This is a genomic window from Clavibacter sp. VKM Ac-2872 (assembly GCF_015351105.1).
Classification (GTDB): Bacteria; Actinomycetota; Actinomycetes; order Actinomycetales; family Microbacteriaceae; genus Clavibacter.
In genome coordinates this window covers 77,497-92,846 of record NZ_JADKRR010000003.1, presented here as the reverse complement: position 1 = coordinate 92,846, position 15,350 = coordinate 77,497, and the positions used below count along the sequence as shown (strand labels likewise).

Here is a 15,350-nt window from a genome sequence, read left to right as displayed (position 1 = left end):
CGACCCATGAGAGCCATCTGGAAGGGCGCCGTCACCTTCGGCCTCGTCAACGTGCCCGTGAAGGTCTACAGCGCGACGCAGGACCACGACGTGCCGCTGCACCAGGTGCACGACGCCGACGGCGGGCGGATCCGCTACCAGCGCCGCTGCGAGGTGTGCGGCAAGGTCGTCGACTACGCGCACATCGACAAGGCGTTCGACGACGGCGACCGCACCGTCGTGATCACCGAGGAGGACCTCTCCGCGCTGCCCGAGGAGAAGAGCCGCGAGATCGACGTCGTCGAGTTCGTGCCGAGCGACCAGGTGGATCCCGTGATGCTCGACCGCAGCTACTTCCTGGAGCCGGACTCGTCCAGCCCGAAGTCGTACGCGCTCCTCCGCCGGACGCTGCAGGAGACCGACCGGACGGCGATCGTGCACGTCACCCTCCGCCAGCGCACCCGGCTCGCGGCGCTCCGCGTGCGGGGCGACGTGCTCATGCTGCAGACGCTCCTCTGGGACGACGAGGTGCGCGAGGCCGACTTCCCGTCGCTCGACGCGGCGCCCAAGGTGTCGCCGCGGGAGCTGAAGATGTCGGCGCAGCTCGTGGAGGGCTTCGCGGAGGACTTCGACCCGTCGAAGTTCGGCGACGAGTACCAGGAGCAGCTGAGGACCCTGATCGACGCGAAGCTCGCGCAGGGCGACTCGCTCGACACCGACGCGACGTTCGGGGAGGGCGACGCAGACGACGACGAGGGCGAGGGCGGCGAGGTGCTCGACCTCATGGACGCGTTGAAGCGGAGCATCGAGCGGAGCCGGGGCGGGGGATCCGGGGCGAAGAAGAAGGCGCCGGCGGCGAAGGCGGGCGCGAAGGGGAAGGCGTCCGCCGCGTCGGCGAAGGCGGGCGGCGGGAAGAAGGGCACGGCGAAGAAGGGCACGGCGAAGAAGGGCACCGCGAAGAAGAGCCCCCTGAAGAAGACCCCCGCGAAGAAGAGCCCCGTGAAGAAGGCGGCCGCGACGACGAAGCCGCCCGCCGAGCGGAAGAGCGCCTAGGCGTCAGCCCGCCGTTGGCATCCCGTCGGTCATCACGCGCCAGAGGTGCAGCGTCGCGTACGAGCGCCACGGCGACCAGGCGGCGGCGCGCGCGTCGAGGGCGCGGGCCTCGTCGGGGAGCCCCAGCGCTGCGGCAGCGCGGCGGACGATGAGGTCGCCCGAGAGCAGGATGTCCGGCTCGCCGAGCGCGCGCATCGCGACGTAGTCCGCCGTCCAGGGGCCCACGCCGTGGAACGCGACGAGCGCGGCCCGGAGCTCCGCGCGCGGCATGCCGGGTTCGATCACCAGCTCGCCGGTCTCGAGCCCCTCGGCGATGCGGATCAGCGTCGCCGTGCGCCGGGCGGGACCGCGCAGCAGCTCGGCGCCGTCGCGGGCGATGCGGGCGGCGGTCGGCGGCAGGCGGGTCACGGAACCGTGCGCGACCGACGCGGGCAGGTCCTCGCCGAGGTCGGCTGTCATGCGGCCGTGGGTGGCGCGGGCGGAGGCGACGGAGATCTGCTGGCCGACGATGGTGCGGAACAGGGTGGATCGCGGATCCAGCGTGCCCGGGATGCGGAGGCCCGGCGTCGCCCGCACGGCGGCGGCGAGCGCGGGGTCGCGGGCGAGGTCGGCGTCGATGCGGGCGGCGTCCACGTCGAGGCCGAGGAGACGGCGCGTGCCGGCGAGGAGCTCGGCGGCGTCGGCGGCGTGCTCGACGCGGGTGGTGACCTCGACGCGCGCGTCCGCCACGTCGCCGCGCTCGGCCTCGGGCAGCCGCACGGTCACCGTCCCGGCGCCGTGCGCGAGTCGCGCGGACTGCGTGAACGACGTCGCGTCGCCCTCCTCGGCGCCCGTCACCGCGTGCCAGGAGAGGAAGCGGATCACGCCGCCGCCGTCGAAGGGACCGGGGACCTCGAGCACCGTGCGGTCGACGTGCGCGGCGGCGCCGGGGGAGTCCATGCCTCCAGCCTGCCCGACGCCCCCGACGGCGGCGGGCGCGCGACCTAGGGTGGATCGCATGATCGACGACGTGGTCCTCGCCCCTTCCGCCGACGCGGACGCCGACGCCGTCCGCGCGGAGCTCATGCGGGCCCTCGGCGATGTCGTCGCGACCGACCCGGCCTCCCTCGAGGACGCGCGCAGCGACCGGTCCGGCTATCGCAGCCCGGCCGCGCCGATCGCCGTCGTGCGAGCGACCGAGGTGGATCACGTCGTGGAGACCCTCCGCATCGCGCACGCCACCGGCACGCCCGTCGTCACGCGCGGCGCCGGCACGGGCCTCGCGGGCGGCGCCACGGCGACCGCGGGCGAGATCGTGCTGTCGGTGCGGGGCATGGACCGGATCCTCGAGGTGAGCGACGCCGACGAGCTCGCGGTCGTCGAGCCCGGCGTCCTCAACGACGACCTCAACGCGCGGCTCGCGCCGCTCGGCCTCTGGTACTCGCCGGATCCCGCGAGCAAGGCCATCTCCACCATCGGCGGCAACATCGCCACCAACGCGGGCGGCCTGCTGTGCGCCAAGTACGGCGTTACCCGCGAGGCCGTCCTCGCGCTCACGGTCGTGCTCGCCGACGGCCGCGTGATCGACACCGGCCACCGCACGGTCAAGGGCGTCACGGGGTACGACCTCACCGCGCTGATGATCGGCTCGGAGGGGACGCTCGGCGTCATCGTCCGCGCCACCGTGCGCCTCCGCCCGCTGCCGACCGCGACGCCGGCGACGGTCGCCGCCTTCTTCCCCGACGCCACCCGGGCGGCGGCCGCGGCCTCCGCGATCACGGCCGCGCGCATCCGGCCCGCCGCCATGGAGCTCATCGACGCCGGCGCGCTCGAGGCCATCGACGCGTTCCTCGGCACCGACCACTCCACCCGCGGATCCGCGCACCTCCTCGTGCGCTGCGACGGCCCCGACGCCGCAGCGGAGGCCGCGCGCGTCGTCGAGGTGGTGGTCGCGGGCGGCGGCACGGCCGACGTCACCGACGACGCCGACGAGGGCGAGCGCCTCCTCGCGATCCGCCGCGCCTTCCACCCGGCGCTCGCTGCCCGCGGCCGCGTGCTCATCGAGGACGTCGCCGTGCCACGGTCCCGCCTCGCCGACATGCTCGCGCGCATCCGGGAGATCGAGCAGGAGACGGGCCTCGCCATCCCGACGGTCGCGCACGCGGGCGACGGCAACCTGCACCCCAACTTCTGCATCCCCGAGGACCCGACCACGCCCGACGGCGACGCGACGGGCATCCCCGACGACGTCTGGCGCGCCGCGGACCTCCTCTTCCGCGCGGCCGTCGACCTCGGCGGCACGCTCACGGGCGAGCACGGCGTGGGCCTCCTCAAGCGGCGCTGGCTCGCCGACGAGCTGGGCGACGACGTCATGGGGCTGGCCGCCGGGATCCGCCGCGTCTTCGACCCGCGGGGGATCCTCAACCCGGGCAAGGCAACCTGAACCCCGGCAAGGCGGCCTGATCAGACGGCCATCCGGTCGCGTGTCCGCGCGCCGATCCGACCCGGACGGCGGGCGGTCCCGTCGCTAGGCTGGCGGAGCCGATCCGCCGAAGAGAGGGCCGTCGTGACCGACCCGTCCGTCCCCGTGACCGTCCACCGCCCCTCGCCGACCTCCCCGCCGCCCTCCATGGAGCTGCCGACGGCGCACGCGCCCTCCCGCATCACCGCCTCGGCCGTGCTCGGCGTCGTGGGCGTCGCCGTCCTGCTGCTCGTCGGCCTCCTCGTCGCCGCGTACCTCGTGCTCAGCCTCGGGATCCAGGCCGTCGCGATCTGCGCGCTCCTCGCCCTGATCCCGCTCGCCGGCGTCCTCCTCGCCATCCGCTGGGTCGACCGCTGGGAGCCCGAGCCGCGGCTCGCCCTGCTGTTCGCGCTGCTGTGGGGCGCGGCCGCGTCGGTGGCGATCGCGCTGCTGTTCGACCTCGTCGCGCAGTACGCGCGGCTCGCGATCGGCGTGCCCACGCGCTACACGGAGTTCCTGCAGCTGGCGGTCCAGGCTCCCGTCGTCGAGGAGTCCGCCAAGGCGATCGGGCTGCTCCTCATCTTCTGGGTCGCGCGCCGCCACTTCGACGGGCCGGTGGACGGCGTCGTCTACGGAGCGACGATCGCGGCCGGCTTCGCCTTCACGGAGAACATCGTCTACTTCGGGGGCCCGCTCGTCTCGGGCACGACCGGCACGCTCGTCGGCACCTTCGTGCTGCGCGGCCTCTTCTCGCCGTTCGCGCACGTGACCTTCACGATGATCACCGGCATCGCGATCGGCTACGGGGCCCGCCGCGGTCCGGGTGCGGCGCTCGGGTTCGGCGCGATCGGGCTGGTCGGCGCGATCGTGCTGCACGCGCTCTGGAACACGGGCGTCACCATCACGGGCGACTTCCTCTCCTTCTACGTGCTGCTGCAGGTGCCGATCTTCGCGTTCCTCGTGACCGTCGTGATCCTCCTGCGCCGCTACGAGATCCACCTCACGCGCCGCCGCCTCCGCGAGTACGCGGCCGTCGGCTGGTTCACGCCCGCCGAGGTCGAGATGCTGAGCACCTGGCAGGGGCGTCGTCGGGCCCGGCTGTGGGCGCGCACACGCGGCGGCGAGGCGGGCCGGGCGATGGGCCTGTTCACGCGCGACGCCACGCGGCTCGCGTTCGCCCGCCAGCGGATGCTGTCGGAGCGGCCCGCCGCGTCGGGCCGATCCGAGGCCGGCCACCTCGACGACGAGCGGCGCCTGCTGCGCGCCGTCACCGAGCACCGCGAGGCGCTCCTGCGCGGCGGTCGGCGCTAGCGATCCGGCGCTGGCGATCCGGCGCTGGCGATCCGGCTCTGGCCGCCCGGCGTCGCGGCCGACCCGGCACCCGTCCGGTGTCGCCGGTCGCGAGTAGCGTCGGAGGCACCACACGAGGAGGCACCACCATGAGCGATGCGAACCAGGACACCACCGGCGGCGACGAGAAGGAGATGCTCGGCTCCTCCACCCCCACGCCGCCGCAGAGCGCCGAGAAGGACCCGAGCACGTGGGTCACGGGCGACGAGCCGATGACGGGCGCGCAGCGCAGCTACCTCGACTCGCTCGCCACGCAGGCCGGCGAGGAGATCCCCGCCGACCTCAACAAGGCGGAGGCGAGCGAGCAGATCGAGCGCCTGCAGGAGAAGAAGGACACGGCGTCGCCGCAGTCCGACGACGCGAGCTGATCGCAGCATGAACGGGACGGACGGGTGCCGCACGGGCGCCCGTCCGTCGTCGCGTGACGCGGGGGCGCACGCAGGGAGGGAGCACGGATGACCACGCTCGTCGGGTACGTCCGCGTCGCGCGCTCCGAGGAGCCGTACCAGGACCAGGTCGATGCCCTCGATGCGGCCGGCTGCGAGCGCATCTTCGTCGACGTCGCCGGCGGTCGCCGGGCCCCGCGACCGGGCCTGCAGGACGCGCTCGACTACCTCCGCGAGAACGACGAGCTGCTCGTCGTGAGCCTCGACCGGTTGGGGCCCGGCGCCGCCGACGTGGTGCGGATCCTCAACGGGCTCGAGGCGCGCGGCATCGCCTTCCGCGCCATCCGCGACGGGCTGGAGGCCGGCACCGCTGCCGGCCGTGGGCTGTTCGCGGCCACGCTCGCGCTCGCGACCGTGGAGGCGACGACGGAGGCCGAGCGGCACCGCCGTCGCCGCGCCGAGGAGGCCGCCGCACCCGAGCCGGCTACGGCGCCCGCCGCGCCCGCGTCGCCGTCCCTGCCCAAGGGCATCACGCGCCGGAAGCTCCTGATCGCCGTCGAGGAGCGCTCGAAGGGCCGCGACACCGCCGAGATCGCCCGCGTGCTGGACGTGAGCGAGCGCGTCGTCACGCGCGCGCTCGCATGGGCCGAGTCGGGTCGCCCGGGCGGCATGCTGCGCTGATGCCGGGGCCGGCCGCGCGCGCCGGGCCGCGCGACCTGGTCCGCGCGACGGAGCGCGTCGGCACCCGCGGCCGAGGCGCGCGGCCCGGACATTTCCTACTGTGAGGAGCATGACCGGATCCCGTCCCGCGCCCGCCCGACGACCCGCGCGCCGCTCCCGGGTCCTCCGTCGTCGTCGCGACGCCGTGCTCGCGGCCGTCGTCGCGACCGCGGTGGTCGGCGCCGGCCTCGTCACCGGGATCCTCCCGTCCCCCGCGGGCGGCGCCTCCGCGGACCCCGCGTCGTGCACCGTCGACGCGCTCACGGGCGGCTGGTCCACCGGCACGCTGCACCTCTCGGCCGCGGAGGTCGACGGCGACGCGGGGCGCACCGTGCTCGACGTGCGTGGCGACGTGCCTGCCGCGACCGCCAGCACCATGAAGGTCCTCACCGCGGCGGCGGCCGTCGAGGCGCTCGGCCCCGACCGCCGCATCGCCACGCGCGTCGTGCAGGGGGCGCGCGCCGACACGGTCGTCCTCGTCGGCGGCGGCGATCCCACGCTCAGCCGCCTGCCGTCCGGAACCGAGGGCGTCTACCCCGACGCCCCGCACCTCGACGACCTCGCGCGCCAGGTGCTCGAGGCCCGCCGCGCCGATCCCGATCTCGCCGGCGTCCCCCTCCGCCGCCTCCAGGTCGACAGCGGCCTGTTCACCGGGCCGGCCTGGCTGCCGGAGTGGCCGCTCGAGGCCAGGCGAGGCGGATCCATGTCCAACATCACGGCGCTGATGGTCGACGGCGACCGCGACGACCCGGCCGAGCCGTACTCGCGGCGCGGCGAGAAGGCGGTCGCGCGCGCGGCCGACGCCTTCGCGGCGCTCCTCGGCGACGGCGTGGCGGACGACGGCCCGCTCGTGACCGCGGCGCCCGGATCCGCCGTGCTCGGCACCGTGGAGTCCGCGCCCGTCCGCGACCTCGTCGGCTACATGCTCACCCACTCCGACGACACGCTCGCCGAGACCCTCGCGCGCCTCGTCGCTATCGAGACGGGCGCGGGCAGCGCTGCCGCCGACATCCAGCGCGGCACGCCCGCGGCCCTCGCCGCCCTCGACCTGCCGACCGACGGGATCGTCCTCGTCGACGGCTCCGGGCTGTCGGACGCGAACCGCGTGCCGGCCGCGCTCCTCACGCGGCTGATGGTGCGGATCGCCGAGCACCGCGGCGACCTCGCCATCGTCGACGCCGGGCTCGCCGTCGCCGGTCGCACGGGCACGCTCGCGGAGGGCGGCCGGTTCACGGGCGAGGCGGACGCGGCGGCCGGCCGGATCCGCGGCAAGACGGGCACGCTCGAGCGCATGCACGGCCTCACCGGCATCGCCGACGCGGAGGACGGCACCGAGGTCGCGTTCACCATCTGGGCGGAGGACGTGGACCCGTCCGTCCCCGCGGAGTCCGCCCGCGCCGAGATCGACGCGCTCGCGACCGAGCTGCACCGCTGCGGCGGCGCGCTCGGCTCCTGACCCGGTTGGTGCCGGCTGACGTCGGCTCATCCACCCGCCATCATCGACGAGGCCGACCTCTTCGCCCCGCGGCGTCCACGCGGCCAGGACGGACCCCTGTTGGCGACGGTGGAGAACCTCGTCCGCCGCGGCCACGACCGGGCATCGGAGTCACCATGGCGTCCCAGCGCACGGCGACGCTCACCGAGGACGTCCTGACCGAGTGATGCACCCGCTGCGGTGGCCGCCGTTCCGGCGGCAGTCAACGCGGGCCCGGTGGCACCGGAGGACGCGGTCAACACCATCGTCGATGGGATCGCTGCGTGCACGAGGACGCCGACCGCCGAAGCGTGAACCTCGATGCGGAAGAAAGACCCGAGGAGCACAGACAAGGCCACCGCTCAGGCGATACAGCACGCACGGTCGTTCCAGGCGCAGATGACCAAGTGCCTCGTGCAGCGCGGCGTGACGGCATGACCAGCCACGACCGGCGACTTCGTCACCCTGGCGTTCGATCGACGGCAGCACTCGACCACGTTCACGCAAGCCGAGAAGTCACCTCGAGCGGCACGCCATCCTCGGGAGATGGCGACGACGTGGACCTCAGCCTGTCGCAGCTGAGGTCCTCATCGTCAGTCGACTTCCTTGCTCCCTCGGCGGCAGTAGTCGTCCTAGCCCGTAGCGCGGCCTGAGCGTCGGGGGCTATGGTCTCGCACCTGGCGGCGCTTGCTCGCGTGATGAGAGGAGCGCAACAGCGCCCTGCGGCCTATGCCTTCCACGCTGAACGTTCCGCGACGACCTCCGGACGCTGCCAATAACCCGCCGAACCAGATGCCGAGGGCCACCATGAACGCGGTGAAGGAGTCATCGGGCTGAACGACAAGGGTGATGAATGAATTGCTCGTCGAGGTGGCGGTGAGAAGGACGTAGGGCAGGATGGCCCAGGCTGACGGTATGATCCAGCCCAAGGAAGAACCGATCACACTGGCGCCGATGAACCCGGCACCGATAAGAGCGATGAGGTTGCGTATGACCGTTACCGGTCCGAGGTCGTAGCCTCCCGTCTGCTGTTCGCCGACAAGAGGTGCGTAGAGATACGCGGCTATTCCAAGCGGAATCGCTGCTGCGGCGGTGAGGAGCACGTAGTTGCAAGCGCGATATTTCGCGAGTGAACGACTCGCCTGTCTCTCCTGGGCCGACATCGAAGACATCGATGTTGCCTGGATGATGACCGCAGGGATCAGAGGTAACTGTGCCGCAATGGAGACCAGGTATCCAGCGTTCGGATTGAGTGCGTAGTAGACAGGACCACAGAGCACAATCAGGGCGCCAACGATGATGGAGGCAGCTATGTTGGTGCGCCAGCGCCGAGTGCGAGTGAATGACAACATGGCGCTCACGGGAGGTCGGCAAGCTCTAGTCGGCAGGAAAAGTACTTGCTCGCGACCGAAGAGAACCACGTCTGTGCGTCACTGAGCGACAGGGCATGCAGGGTGTCATATGCAGGGTCTCTTGGTACGTCGCCATAGTAGGGGTCGTATTGAGAGAGCCATATATCAACTTGCTCATTGACACGCGCGTTCGCCTCGGATCCGCACTGGCCCGTGCCGCCATAAGCCGATACGTATCGGGACACGGCGAATTTCAGATCTTCATCAGTGGCCCACTGCTCAAGGTATACGCTGCGTGCACCATCTGAGGGATTGTCCCCGAACCCCTGAACATTCTGCTCGAGGCGGTCAGCTACGAAGCCTGTGCCTGAAGTGATGCTTGCTAGCCGAGAGAAATGCTCCTGCAGTGGAACTCCTGCCGGGGCATAACCTGGGTTGAGGCACAGCGTGGGCGAATCGCCTACGCAGGTGAAGACTCCCGGATTGCTGGCCGTCGTGGTTTGACCGTTCGCAGCGACCACGGTTCCACCAGCGAGAACTGCGACAAGTAAAGAACCGAGTGCGCTTAGCGCGCCGGCTCGGGATATACGTCGGCTGAGCATTGTAAGCAGGAGGAGCAGGGCCGAGAGGCTCAGGAAGAAGACAGATTGTGCAGCAAATGTGGAATTGACCGGTTGAATGAATATGTCGTCGAGTCTGCTGGCGGCTGGGTATAGGGAAAGAACTCCGTTATGAGCTCCTGTGAGCGTGAGGGCAATATATCCTAAGTAAAAAAGCAGTGCCACACCGGGGCCCACGTACCAGCGGTACGGTGCAAGCGTTCCAATTGTGTAGCCGAGGCTGCTGGCCAGGACGAGGGCGCAGAAGAGGCTGATGATCCACACGATCGGTACCGAGCCGTAGTAGCCCTGCAACTGAGCCCAGACAGCTATGAGTCCGAAAGCTAGCCAAAAGCCAGCCCCGAGAGGGGTGATGACGGCGACGGCGTGATATGAGCGTACCTGGAGTTCGCTTCGCGTTGCAGAGGCCTGACGCTGGCCATTTGCTCGTTGCCAACGGTTGGCTTCGGTGGCCGCGGATCCTGCTGCGATCAAGCCGGTGAAGATCGACGCGGAAGTGAAGCCTGTGATCAGGTCCGGCCAGAGCAAGAATCCAGGTCGAGTTGCATTGATGGCAACAATCACGCCGATGATCGTAATCAAGGCCAAGCCCAGGGTGACGGTGCTGCGAAATAGGGTCGCCTTAAATGTTGCCCTCACGACGCTGTGCCCGCACTTGCGCCTACGATACTCAGGTAGCCTGCTTCGAGTGGACTGTCGTCGCCGTTCATGGTTTCGCCACGCTGGGCTAGTTCGGCGGGAGTTCCGTCGAAGAGCGCAACTCCGTCGGCCACCACAATCACTCGATCGGCAATTGCGTCGACATCGTCTGTCAAGTGCGTGGAGACGACTATTGCTTTGGATTGTGCATTGGACTTAAGGTACTTGCGTACCAAGCTCCGTTGTTCGGGGTCCAATCCGACCGTGGGCTCGTCCAAGAGAACGATATCGGGATTGCTGACGAACGCCTCGGCTATACCGACGCGTTGTTGGAGTCCTCCGGACAGCTTCGCTACTGACGTTTTTGCGTGATCAGTGAGCCCAAAGGCGACCAGTGCCTCCTGGGCGGCGCTGCGGGCTTTGGGGGAGGATAGTCCCTTGAGCCATGCCACATATTCAAGAGTATCGATTACCGTGAATCCGGAGTAAGATTCCCACTTCTGCGGCAGGAAACCAATGCGAGCGAAGTAGTCACGTAGTGGTAAGTCCGATCCGACAGGGCGGCCTTGAAGTTCCAGGTGTCCATCGAGAATGTCGCGCGGAGATGCTAAGTGTTCTAGCAGGGTCGTCTTGCCGGTGCCGTTGGGGCCCAGGACCATCGTGATCCCCTGCCGCAGAGTGATGTTGAAGTTTTTATAGATAATGCGGCTACCGCGCCCGAGGGTGATATCTACTGCTTCGAGTACGGGCTGATCATTATCCATGCGGGCGAGTCTAGCAGTGGCTGAGCGTGACTGTCGGGCTTACCCGCTGGGCTGCGCCGGGTGCGTAGAGCCGAATCTCGGTGTAGTACTGCCCGGTCCCGCCGCCGTCGCAATTGGTGTTGTAATGGGTCATTGTGAAGCTGGGAGTCTGCGGAATGTATTGGTTCGCCACGCGCACATCCGGGGTGCCATTGAAGTTGCGGACGAGGCGGAAGTCTGCACCAGACGCCTGTGAGCAGGTTGCCGAGCCGCCGGAGTAGATAACGCCACCGTTGACGAGCGTAGGAGTTCTCGGGGATATGGAACATCCGATGTTCAGTGAGCCGGAATTGTCGGCGAGGGCGGGCGCGGCGCCAGCAAGGCTGGCGAGAACGGCGAATGCCGCGACAAGGCTGATTTTCCTGCGCGTGACCATCAGATGTACTCCTTTGTGAGGGTGATCGGATAGGTAACACTCCTCTAGGGCACTAGAGGTGCGAGTGGGCCGCGAATCCACCGATGTCAATCTGCTCAATTCGTGTGTATGATCCGTGGCCCTCTTGGATGCGGCCCCAGTGCCTGCGGTTGCGAGACGGGGTCTTCGGCATGGCTACGTGGCGCGGTCCTGAGGGCCCGAGCGCCCCCGTGAGATGGACGCGCCAACTCCTCCTTCGCCCGGCCGACGAACGACGACGCGGTGCTAGCCGGAGTGGAGCGGTCAGTGGAGGACTTCGCCAAGGTGGTCACGGCGTCCCGTACCTGCGCGTCCTCGAGAGGATGGCGCCGGGTCTTGCCGCCGTCGTCGGCAGCGCCGCCTACGCCCCCGCGCGCTCCACGAGCCGGTGGTCGTGCGCGTGCACGACGAGCTGCACGCGGTCCCGGAGCGCGAGCTTCGCGAGGATGCTGCTCACGTGCGTCTTCACCGTCGACTCGCTGACGAACTCGAGCGCCGCGACCTCCGCGTTCGACAGCCCGCGCACCACGTGCCCGAAGACGTCCTTCTCGCGCGCGCTCAGCGACCGGAAGGCGGGCGGCGCCGGGGGCGCGGGCGCGGCCGTCGCATCCGAGGTGAACAGCTGCGTGAGCTCGTCCGGCGCGAGGACGGCGCTGCCCGCGTGCACGGCGCGGATCGCCGCCGCGAGGAACGCGGGCGTCGCGTCCTTCAGGAGGAAGCCGCTGGCGCCGCCGCGGATCGCCGTCGCCGATGCGCGGTCGAGCGCGAACGTGGTGAGCACGATGACGCGCGGGGGAGCGTCCCTGGTGCCGTCGAAGAGCGCGCGCACGGTCTCGAGGCCGTCCATCACGGGCATCCGCATGTCGAGGAGCACGACGTCGGGCCGCACCTCGTCGATCACCGCGAGTCCCTGCCGCCCGTCGCCGGCCTCGCCGACGACCTCGAGGTCGGGCTGGGCGTCGAGGGCGACGCGCACGCCGCCGCGGAACAGCTCCTGGTCGTCGACGAGCACGATGCGGATCACGGGCGGCCTCCTGGCACGGCGATGGGATGGGCGGCCGGCAGGGGGATGCGGGCGCGGGCGGTGAACAGGTCGTCGACGGGCTCGGCCTCGAGGTCGCCGCCGACGGCGGCGAGCCGGGCGCGCATGCCCTCGACCCCGGTGCCGACGCGCAGGGACTCGAGGCCGAGGTGGGCGCCGCTGGCGGGGACGTCGCCGCGCCGGGCGACCGGGTTCTCGACCTCGAGCACGACGTCGGCGGCGCGCCATGTCTCGCGCAGGCGGATCCGCCCGCCCGGCTCCCCGTGCCGCATCGCGTTGGTCGTCATCTCCTGCGCGACGCGGCGGATGACCACCTGGCGCGCGGGGTCGACGGGCCGACGGATCCCGCGCACCTCGTGTGCGAGGTCGACGCCCGCGGCCCGCACCCGCGCGACGACCGCGTCGAGGTCCTCGGGCCCGTCGTCGGCCTCGGCGACGCTCGTGCCGCTCAGCACCTCGCGCACCTCGGCGAGCGAGCGGCGGGCGGTGTCGGCGATGGTGGCGGAGACGCCGCGAATCCGCTCCTCGTCGTCGAGGAACTGCACCGAGTCGGCCTGCGCGATGATCACCGCGAGCGAGTGCCCGACGATGTCGTGCACGTCGCGCGCCATGCTCGCCCGCAGCGTCTCGGCCTGCGCGAGGTCGACGGCCTTCACCGCGGTGTCCTCGGCCTGCACGCGGAGGCGCGACTCGGCGGTGCGGGAGCGGATCACGCGCACCACGAGGCCGGTCAGCCACGCGAGGAGCAGCATCAGGACGGGTGCCGCGACGAAGATCATGGCGCCGAGGCCGCCGGGGCTGATGAGGAGCGAGTAGCGGGCGCCCGTGTGCAACAGGTACACCGTGGCCATGGCGCCGCCGACGACCGCGGAGGCGCCGCCGATCACCGCCGTCGCGCGGGATCCTCGTCGGGCGGTCGAGTACAGCACGAGGAGGAGGGCGAGGTCCGCGAAGCCGGGACGCTCGCCCAGCTGCCACTGCGCCAACGCCATCACCCAGGCCAGCCCGAGCGCGACCCCCGGGAACACCGAGCGGATGGCGACGACCAGGACCACGAGGGCGGCGACGGGGAATCCCGCCTCCTGCACGTCCACCGGCGGTCTCAGGGCGAGGCCTGCGAGCACGAGGCCGACGACCGCGTCCACGAAGAGCTCGATGCCGTCACGGTGCCGGGGCGCCCGCGTCGACGTCGAGCGCGTCGCGGCGGCGGTCCCGGTGTCCATCGGCCACAGCCTAGGCGCGGCCCCGCGGACGGGTCGCCCCTCGCGGGTACCGGTCGCCGGTACCCGCGGGGGAGGGCCTACTTCTTCTTCGTCAGCGCGGATCCCTTGTGGGCCGCGGTCTTGCCGGACTTGTCGCTCTCGACGATGTACGCGGGCTCGTCGCTCGACGCGGTGAAGTGCTGCCCGTCGTGCTGGAAGTCCTTCGTCTTCTCCTCGACGACCTTCCCGTGGGTCTCGCCCTGCGGCGTGTTCCAGGTGACGGCATCGCCCTTCGAGAGGCCGGCCATCAGATCGTCGCCACCGATCCGGAGTCGACGCGGTAGTTGGATCCGTTCACGAACGACGCGAGGTCGGAGCAGAGGAACGCGACCACGTTGGCGACCTCGGCGGGCTCGCCGCGGCGCTTGAGCTCCATGTAGGGGCGCTCCTCGTCGAGGAACGACTCGATCGCGTCGTCCGTCGAGGTGCCCAGCTGGTCAGCGCGCTTCTCCATCATCGCGTCGGTCATGGGCGTGTGGATGAAGGCCGGCGAGACCGCGTTCACGAGCAGGCCCTCCTTCGCGTAGCTCCGCGAGAGGCCCTTCGACAGCGCGAGGATCCCGGCCTTGGCGGCGCAGTAGGGGAGCTCGTCGTCGTACGGCTGCACCGCGTCCTCGGAGGCGAGGAACACGATCCGGCCCCAGCCGCCCTTCCGGAGCGACGGGAGGAACTGCTTCACGAGCCGCACGGGACCGAGCAGGTCGACCTCGATCGTGTTCGTCCAGCCCTCGTCGTCGATCTCGTGGAAGAGGCCCTGCGCGCCCGTGATGCCCGCGGACTGCACGAGGATGTCGATGTCGCCGACGGCCCCCTGCACCTTGTCGTGCAGCGCGGCGAGCGACTCGACGCTCGTCACGTCGGCCGCGAACGCGTGCACGCGGTCGCCGCCGTCGAGCTGCGCGGCCGCCTCGTCGAGCGATCCCTGGTCCTGGTCGCTGAGGACGACGGTCGCGCCCTCGGCGAGGAGGATGCGGGCGGTCTCCCACCCGATCCCCGAGTCGGCGCCCGTGATGAGCGCGGTCTTGCCTGTGATCCCGAGGTCCATCCCGGTCTCCTCACTGCCCCGTGGGGCGGTCGTTGCGGTGCGATGCGCCGCGTCCGGGGACGCGACGAGGGCCGCACCAGGTGGTGCGGCCCTCGGGATCGTGCTGGTGCTACTTCGCGGAGCCGACGCGGCGGTTCTCCGCGGAGACCATCCACGCGTACTGCTCGAGCGCGGTGATGAAGCAGTGGAGCAGGTCCGCGGTGGTCGGGTCCTCCTCGTCGACGTCGTCGTGGACCTCGCGCATGGTGTGCACGGCGGCCTCGAGGCGCTGGGTGACGAGGTCCACGGTCTCGGCCGTGTCGACCTCGCCCTGCGGGTACTCGGGGAGCGTCGTGGTCTCGGCGACGGTGTCGCTGCGGCCGTCCGGCGTGGCGTGCAGGGCGCGCATGCGCTCGGCCAGGTCGTCGCTGAACTCGCGGGCCGACTCGATGATCTCGTCGAGCTGGAGGTGCAGGTCGCGGAAGTTCTTGCCGACGACGTTCCAGTGCGCCTGCTTGCCCTGGATGTGCAGCTCGATGAGGTCGACGAGCACCTTCTGCATGTTCTCGTGCAGCTGCTGGCTCGCCTGGAAGCCGCGCTCGGCGTTCTGGCGCTTGGTCTTCTTGGAGCCCTCGGCCTGCGTGGCCTTCTCGGATGCGCTGGTGGGGCGGTCGACGGTCGTGGTCATGTGCGACTCCTCGTTCTGGTCGTTCGTGGGGTCGGGGGTTCCCGATCCGTGCGGGGCGGCGTCCGGTGGGATCCTGCCCCGCGGGCCGGGCGCGCTCGCGCACGTCATCCGGCCTCCTCTCGAC

General features: G+C 70.7%; 16 protein-coding genes. 6 read left to right on the top strand and 10 right to left on the bottom strand.

Translation table 11 applies throughout. The features are described from left to right. Positions 1-6 precede the first annotated feature (6 nt). Positions 7-1,032 carry a Ku protein gene (locus tag ITJ40_RS13315; protein WP_194667528.1) on the top strand — a complete coding sequence of 342 codons (1,026 nt, stop codon included), beginning with the start codon at positions 7-9 and terminating at the stop codon, positions 1,030-1,032. Between the two features lie 3 nt (positions 1,033-1,035). Here the strand turns inward: ITJ40_RS13315 and ITJ40_RS13310 are convergent, their stop codons facing one another. Further along, positions 1,036-1,971, bottom strand: coding sequence for a DNA-3-methyladenine glycosylase (locus tag ITJ40_RS13310; protein WP_194667527.1), 936 nt, complete (start codon positions 1,969-1,971; stop codon positions 1,036-1,038). A gap of 58 nt (positions 1,972-2,029) precedes the next feature. Here ITJ40_RS13310 and ITJ40_RS13305 point away from each other — a divergent pair, with 58 nt between their 5' ends. The 5 genes from ITJ40_RS13305 to ITJ40_RS13285 all read left to right on the top strand — a co-directional run bounded on the left by ITJ40_RS13305 (position 2,030) and on the right by ITJ40_RS13285 (position 7,384). Then, positions 2,030-3,454, top strand: a complete 1,425-nt coding sequence (locus tag ITJ40_RS13305) for an FAD-binding oxidoreductase (RefSeq protein WP_194667526.1) — start codon at positions 2,030-2,032, stop codon at positions 3,452-3,454. A gap of 123 nt (positions 3,455-3,577) precedes the next feature. Beyond that, the gene (locus ITJ40_RS13300; protein ID WP_194667525.1) at positions 3,578-4,783 is read left to right on the top strand and encodes a PrsW family intramembrane metalloprotease; all 1,206 of its coding nucleotides are present in this window, start codon (positions 3,578-3,580) and stop codon (positions 4,781-4,783) included. Positions 4,784-4,911: 128 nt separating this feature from the next. Continuing rightward, positions 4,912-5,190 (top strand): DUF3072 domain-containing protein, encoded by a 279-nt coding sequence (locus ITJ40_RS13295; protein WP_012038756.1) that lies wholly within the window; start codon positions 4,912-4,914, stop codon positions 5,188-5,190. Between the two features lie 87 nt (positions 5,191-5,277). Further along, positions 5,278-5,889: a recombinase family protein gene (locus ITJ40_RS13290; RefSeq protein ID WP_194667524.1), complete on the top strand. Its 612-nt coding sequence runs from the start codon at positions 5,278-5,280 to the stop codon at positions 5,887-5,889. A gap of 109 nt (positions 5,890-5,998) precedes the next feature. Beyond that, positions 5,999-7,384 carry a D-alanyl-D-alanine carboxypeptidase/D-alanyl-D-alanine-endopeptidase gene (locus ITJ40_RS13285; protein ID WP_194667523.1) on the top strand — a complete coding sequence of 462 codons (1,386 nt, stop codon included), beginning with the start codon at positions 5,999-6,001 and terminating at the stop codon, positions 7,382-7,384. A gap of 650 nt (positions 7,385-8,034) precedes the next feature. Here ITJ40_RS13285 and ITJ40_RS13280 read toward each other — a convergent pair. The 9 genes from ITJ40_RS13280 to ITJ40_RS13240 all read right to left on the bottom strand — a co-directional run bounded on the left by ITJ40_RS13280 (position 8,035) and on the right by ITJ40_RS13240 (position 15,226). Then, positions 8,035-8,763, bottom strand: coding sequence for a hypothetical protein (locus tag ITJ40_RS13280; RefSeq protein WP_228512456.1), 729 nt, complete (start codon positions 8,761-8,763; stop codon positions 8,035-8,037). Beyond that, positions 8,760-9,956, bottom strand: coding sequence for a hypothetical protein (locus ITJ40_RS13275; protein WP_194667521.1), 1,197 nt, complete (start codon positions 9,954-9,956; stop codon positions 8,760-8,762). The genes ITJ40_RS13280 and ITJ40_RS13275 overlap by 4 nt, the downstream gene beginning before the upstream one ends. Positions 9,957-10,009: 53 nt before the next feature. Continuing rightward, positions 10,010-10,777: an ABC transporter ATP-binding protein gene (locus tag ITJ40_RS13270; protein ID WP_194667520.1), complete on the bottom strand. Its 768-nt coding sequence runs from the start codon at positions 10,775-10,777 to the stop codon at positions 10,010-10,012. Between the two features lie 10 nt (positions 10,778-10,787). Continuing rightward, positions 10,788-11,192 (bottom strand): hypothetical protein, encoded by a 405-nt coding sequence (locus ITJ40_RS13265; RefSeq protein WP_194667519.1) that lies wholly within the window; start codon positions 11,190-11,192, stop codon positions 10,788-10,790. A gap of 379 nt (positions 11,193-11,571) precedes the next feature. Beyond that, entirely contained in the window at positions 11,572-12,234 is a 663-nt protein-coding gene (locus tag ITJ40_RS13260; RefSeq protein ID WP_194667518.1) for a response regulator transcription factor, read from the bottom strand. After that, positions 12,231-13,475 (bottom strand): sensor histidine kinase, encoded by a 1,245-nt coding sequence (locus ITJ40_RS13255; RefSeq protein WP_194667517.1) that lies wholly within the window; start codon positions 13,473-13,475, stop codon positions 12,231-12,233. Before ITJ40_RS13255 ends, ITJ40_RS13260 begins: the two co-directional genes overlap by 4 nt. Before the next feature lie 77 nt (positions 13,476-13,552). Further along, positions 13,553-13,762: a DUF2945 domain-containing protein gene (locus ITJ40_RS13250; RefSeq protein ID WP_194667516.1), complete on the bottom strand. Its 210-nt coding sequence runs from the start codon at positions 13,760-13,762 to the stop codon at positions 13,553-13,555. After that, entirely contained in the window at positions 13,762-14,559 is a 798-nt protein-coding gene (locus ITJ40_RS13245) for an SDR family NAD(P)-dependent oxidoreductase (protein WP_194667515.1), read from the bottom strand. Before ITJ40_RS13245 ends, ITJ40_RS13250 begins: the two co-directional genes overlap by 1 nt. 109 nt (positions 14,560-14,668) lie before the next feature. Then, positions 14,669-15,226, bottom strand: coding sequence for a Dps family protein (locus ITJ40_RS13240; RefSeq protein WP_194667514.1), 558 nt, complete (start codon positions 15,224-15,226; stop codon positions 14,669-14,671). Between the last annotated feature and the right edge of the window lie 124 nt (positions 15,227-15,350).

Bases quoted from the DNA above. Each gene is read 5' to 3' on its own strand.
- ITJ40_RS13240 (WP_194667514.1), bottom strand. From the start codon at position 15,226: ATGACCACGACCGTCGACCGCCCCACCAGCGCATCCGAGAAGGCCACG.
- ITJ40_RS13290 (WP_194667524.1), top strand. From the start codon at position 5,278: ATGACCACGCTCGTCGGGTACGTCCGCGTCGCGCGCTCCGAGGAGCCG.
- ITJ40_RS13295 (WP_012038756.1), top strand. From the start codon at position 4,912: ATGAGCGATGCGAACCAGGACACCACCGGCGGCGACGAGAAGGAGATG.
- ITJ40_RS13255 (WP_194667517.1), bottom strand. From the start codon at position 13,475: ATGGACACCGGGACCGCCGCCGCGACGCGCTCGACGTCGACGCGGGCG.
- ITJ40_RS13270 (WP_194667520.1), bottom strand. From the start codon at position 10,777: ATGGATAATGATCAGCCCGTACTCGAAGCAGTAGATATCACCCTCGGG.
- ITJ40_RS13285 (WP_194667523.1), top strand. From the start codon at position 5,999: ATGACCGGATCCCGTCCCGCGCCCGCCCGACGACCCGCGCGCCGCTCC.
- ITJ40_RS13315 (WP_194667528.1), top strand. From the start codon at position 7: ATGAGAGCCATCTGGAAGGGCGCCGTCACCTTCGGCCTCGTCAACGTG.
- ITJ40_RS13310 (WP_194667527.1), bottom strand. From the start codon at position 1,971: ATGGACTCCCCCGGCGCCGCCGCGCACGTCGACCGCACGGTGCTCGAG.
- ITJ40_RS13305 (WP_194667526.1), top strand. From the start codon at position 2,030: ATGATCGACGACGTGGTCCTCGCCCCTTCCGCCGACGCGGACGCCGAC.
- ITJ40_RS13265 (WP_194667519.1), bottom strand. From the start codon at position 11,192: ATGGTCACGCGCAGGAAAATCAGCCTTGTCGCGGCATTCGCCGTTCTC.
- ITJ40_RS13245 (WP_194667515.1), bottom strand. From the start codon at position 14,559: ATGGACCTCGGGATCACAGGCAAGACCGCGCTCATCACGGGCGCCGAC.
- ITJ40_RS13250 (WP_194667516.1), bottom strand. From the start codon at position 13,762: ATGGCCGGCCTCTCGAAGGGCGATGCCGTCACCTGGAACACGCCGCAG.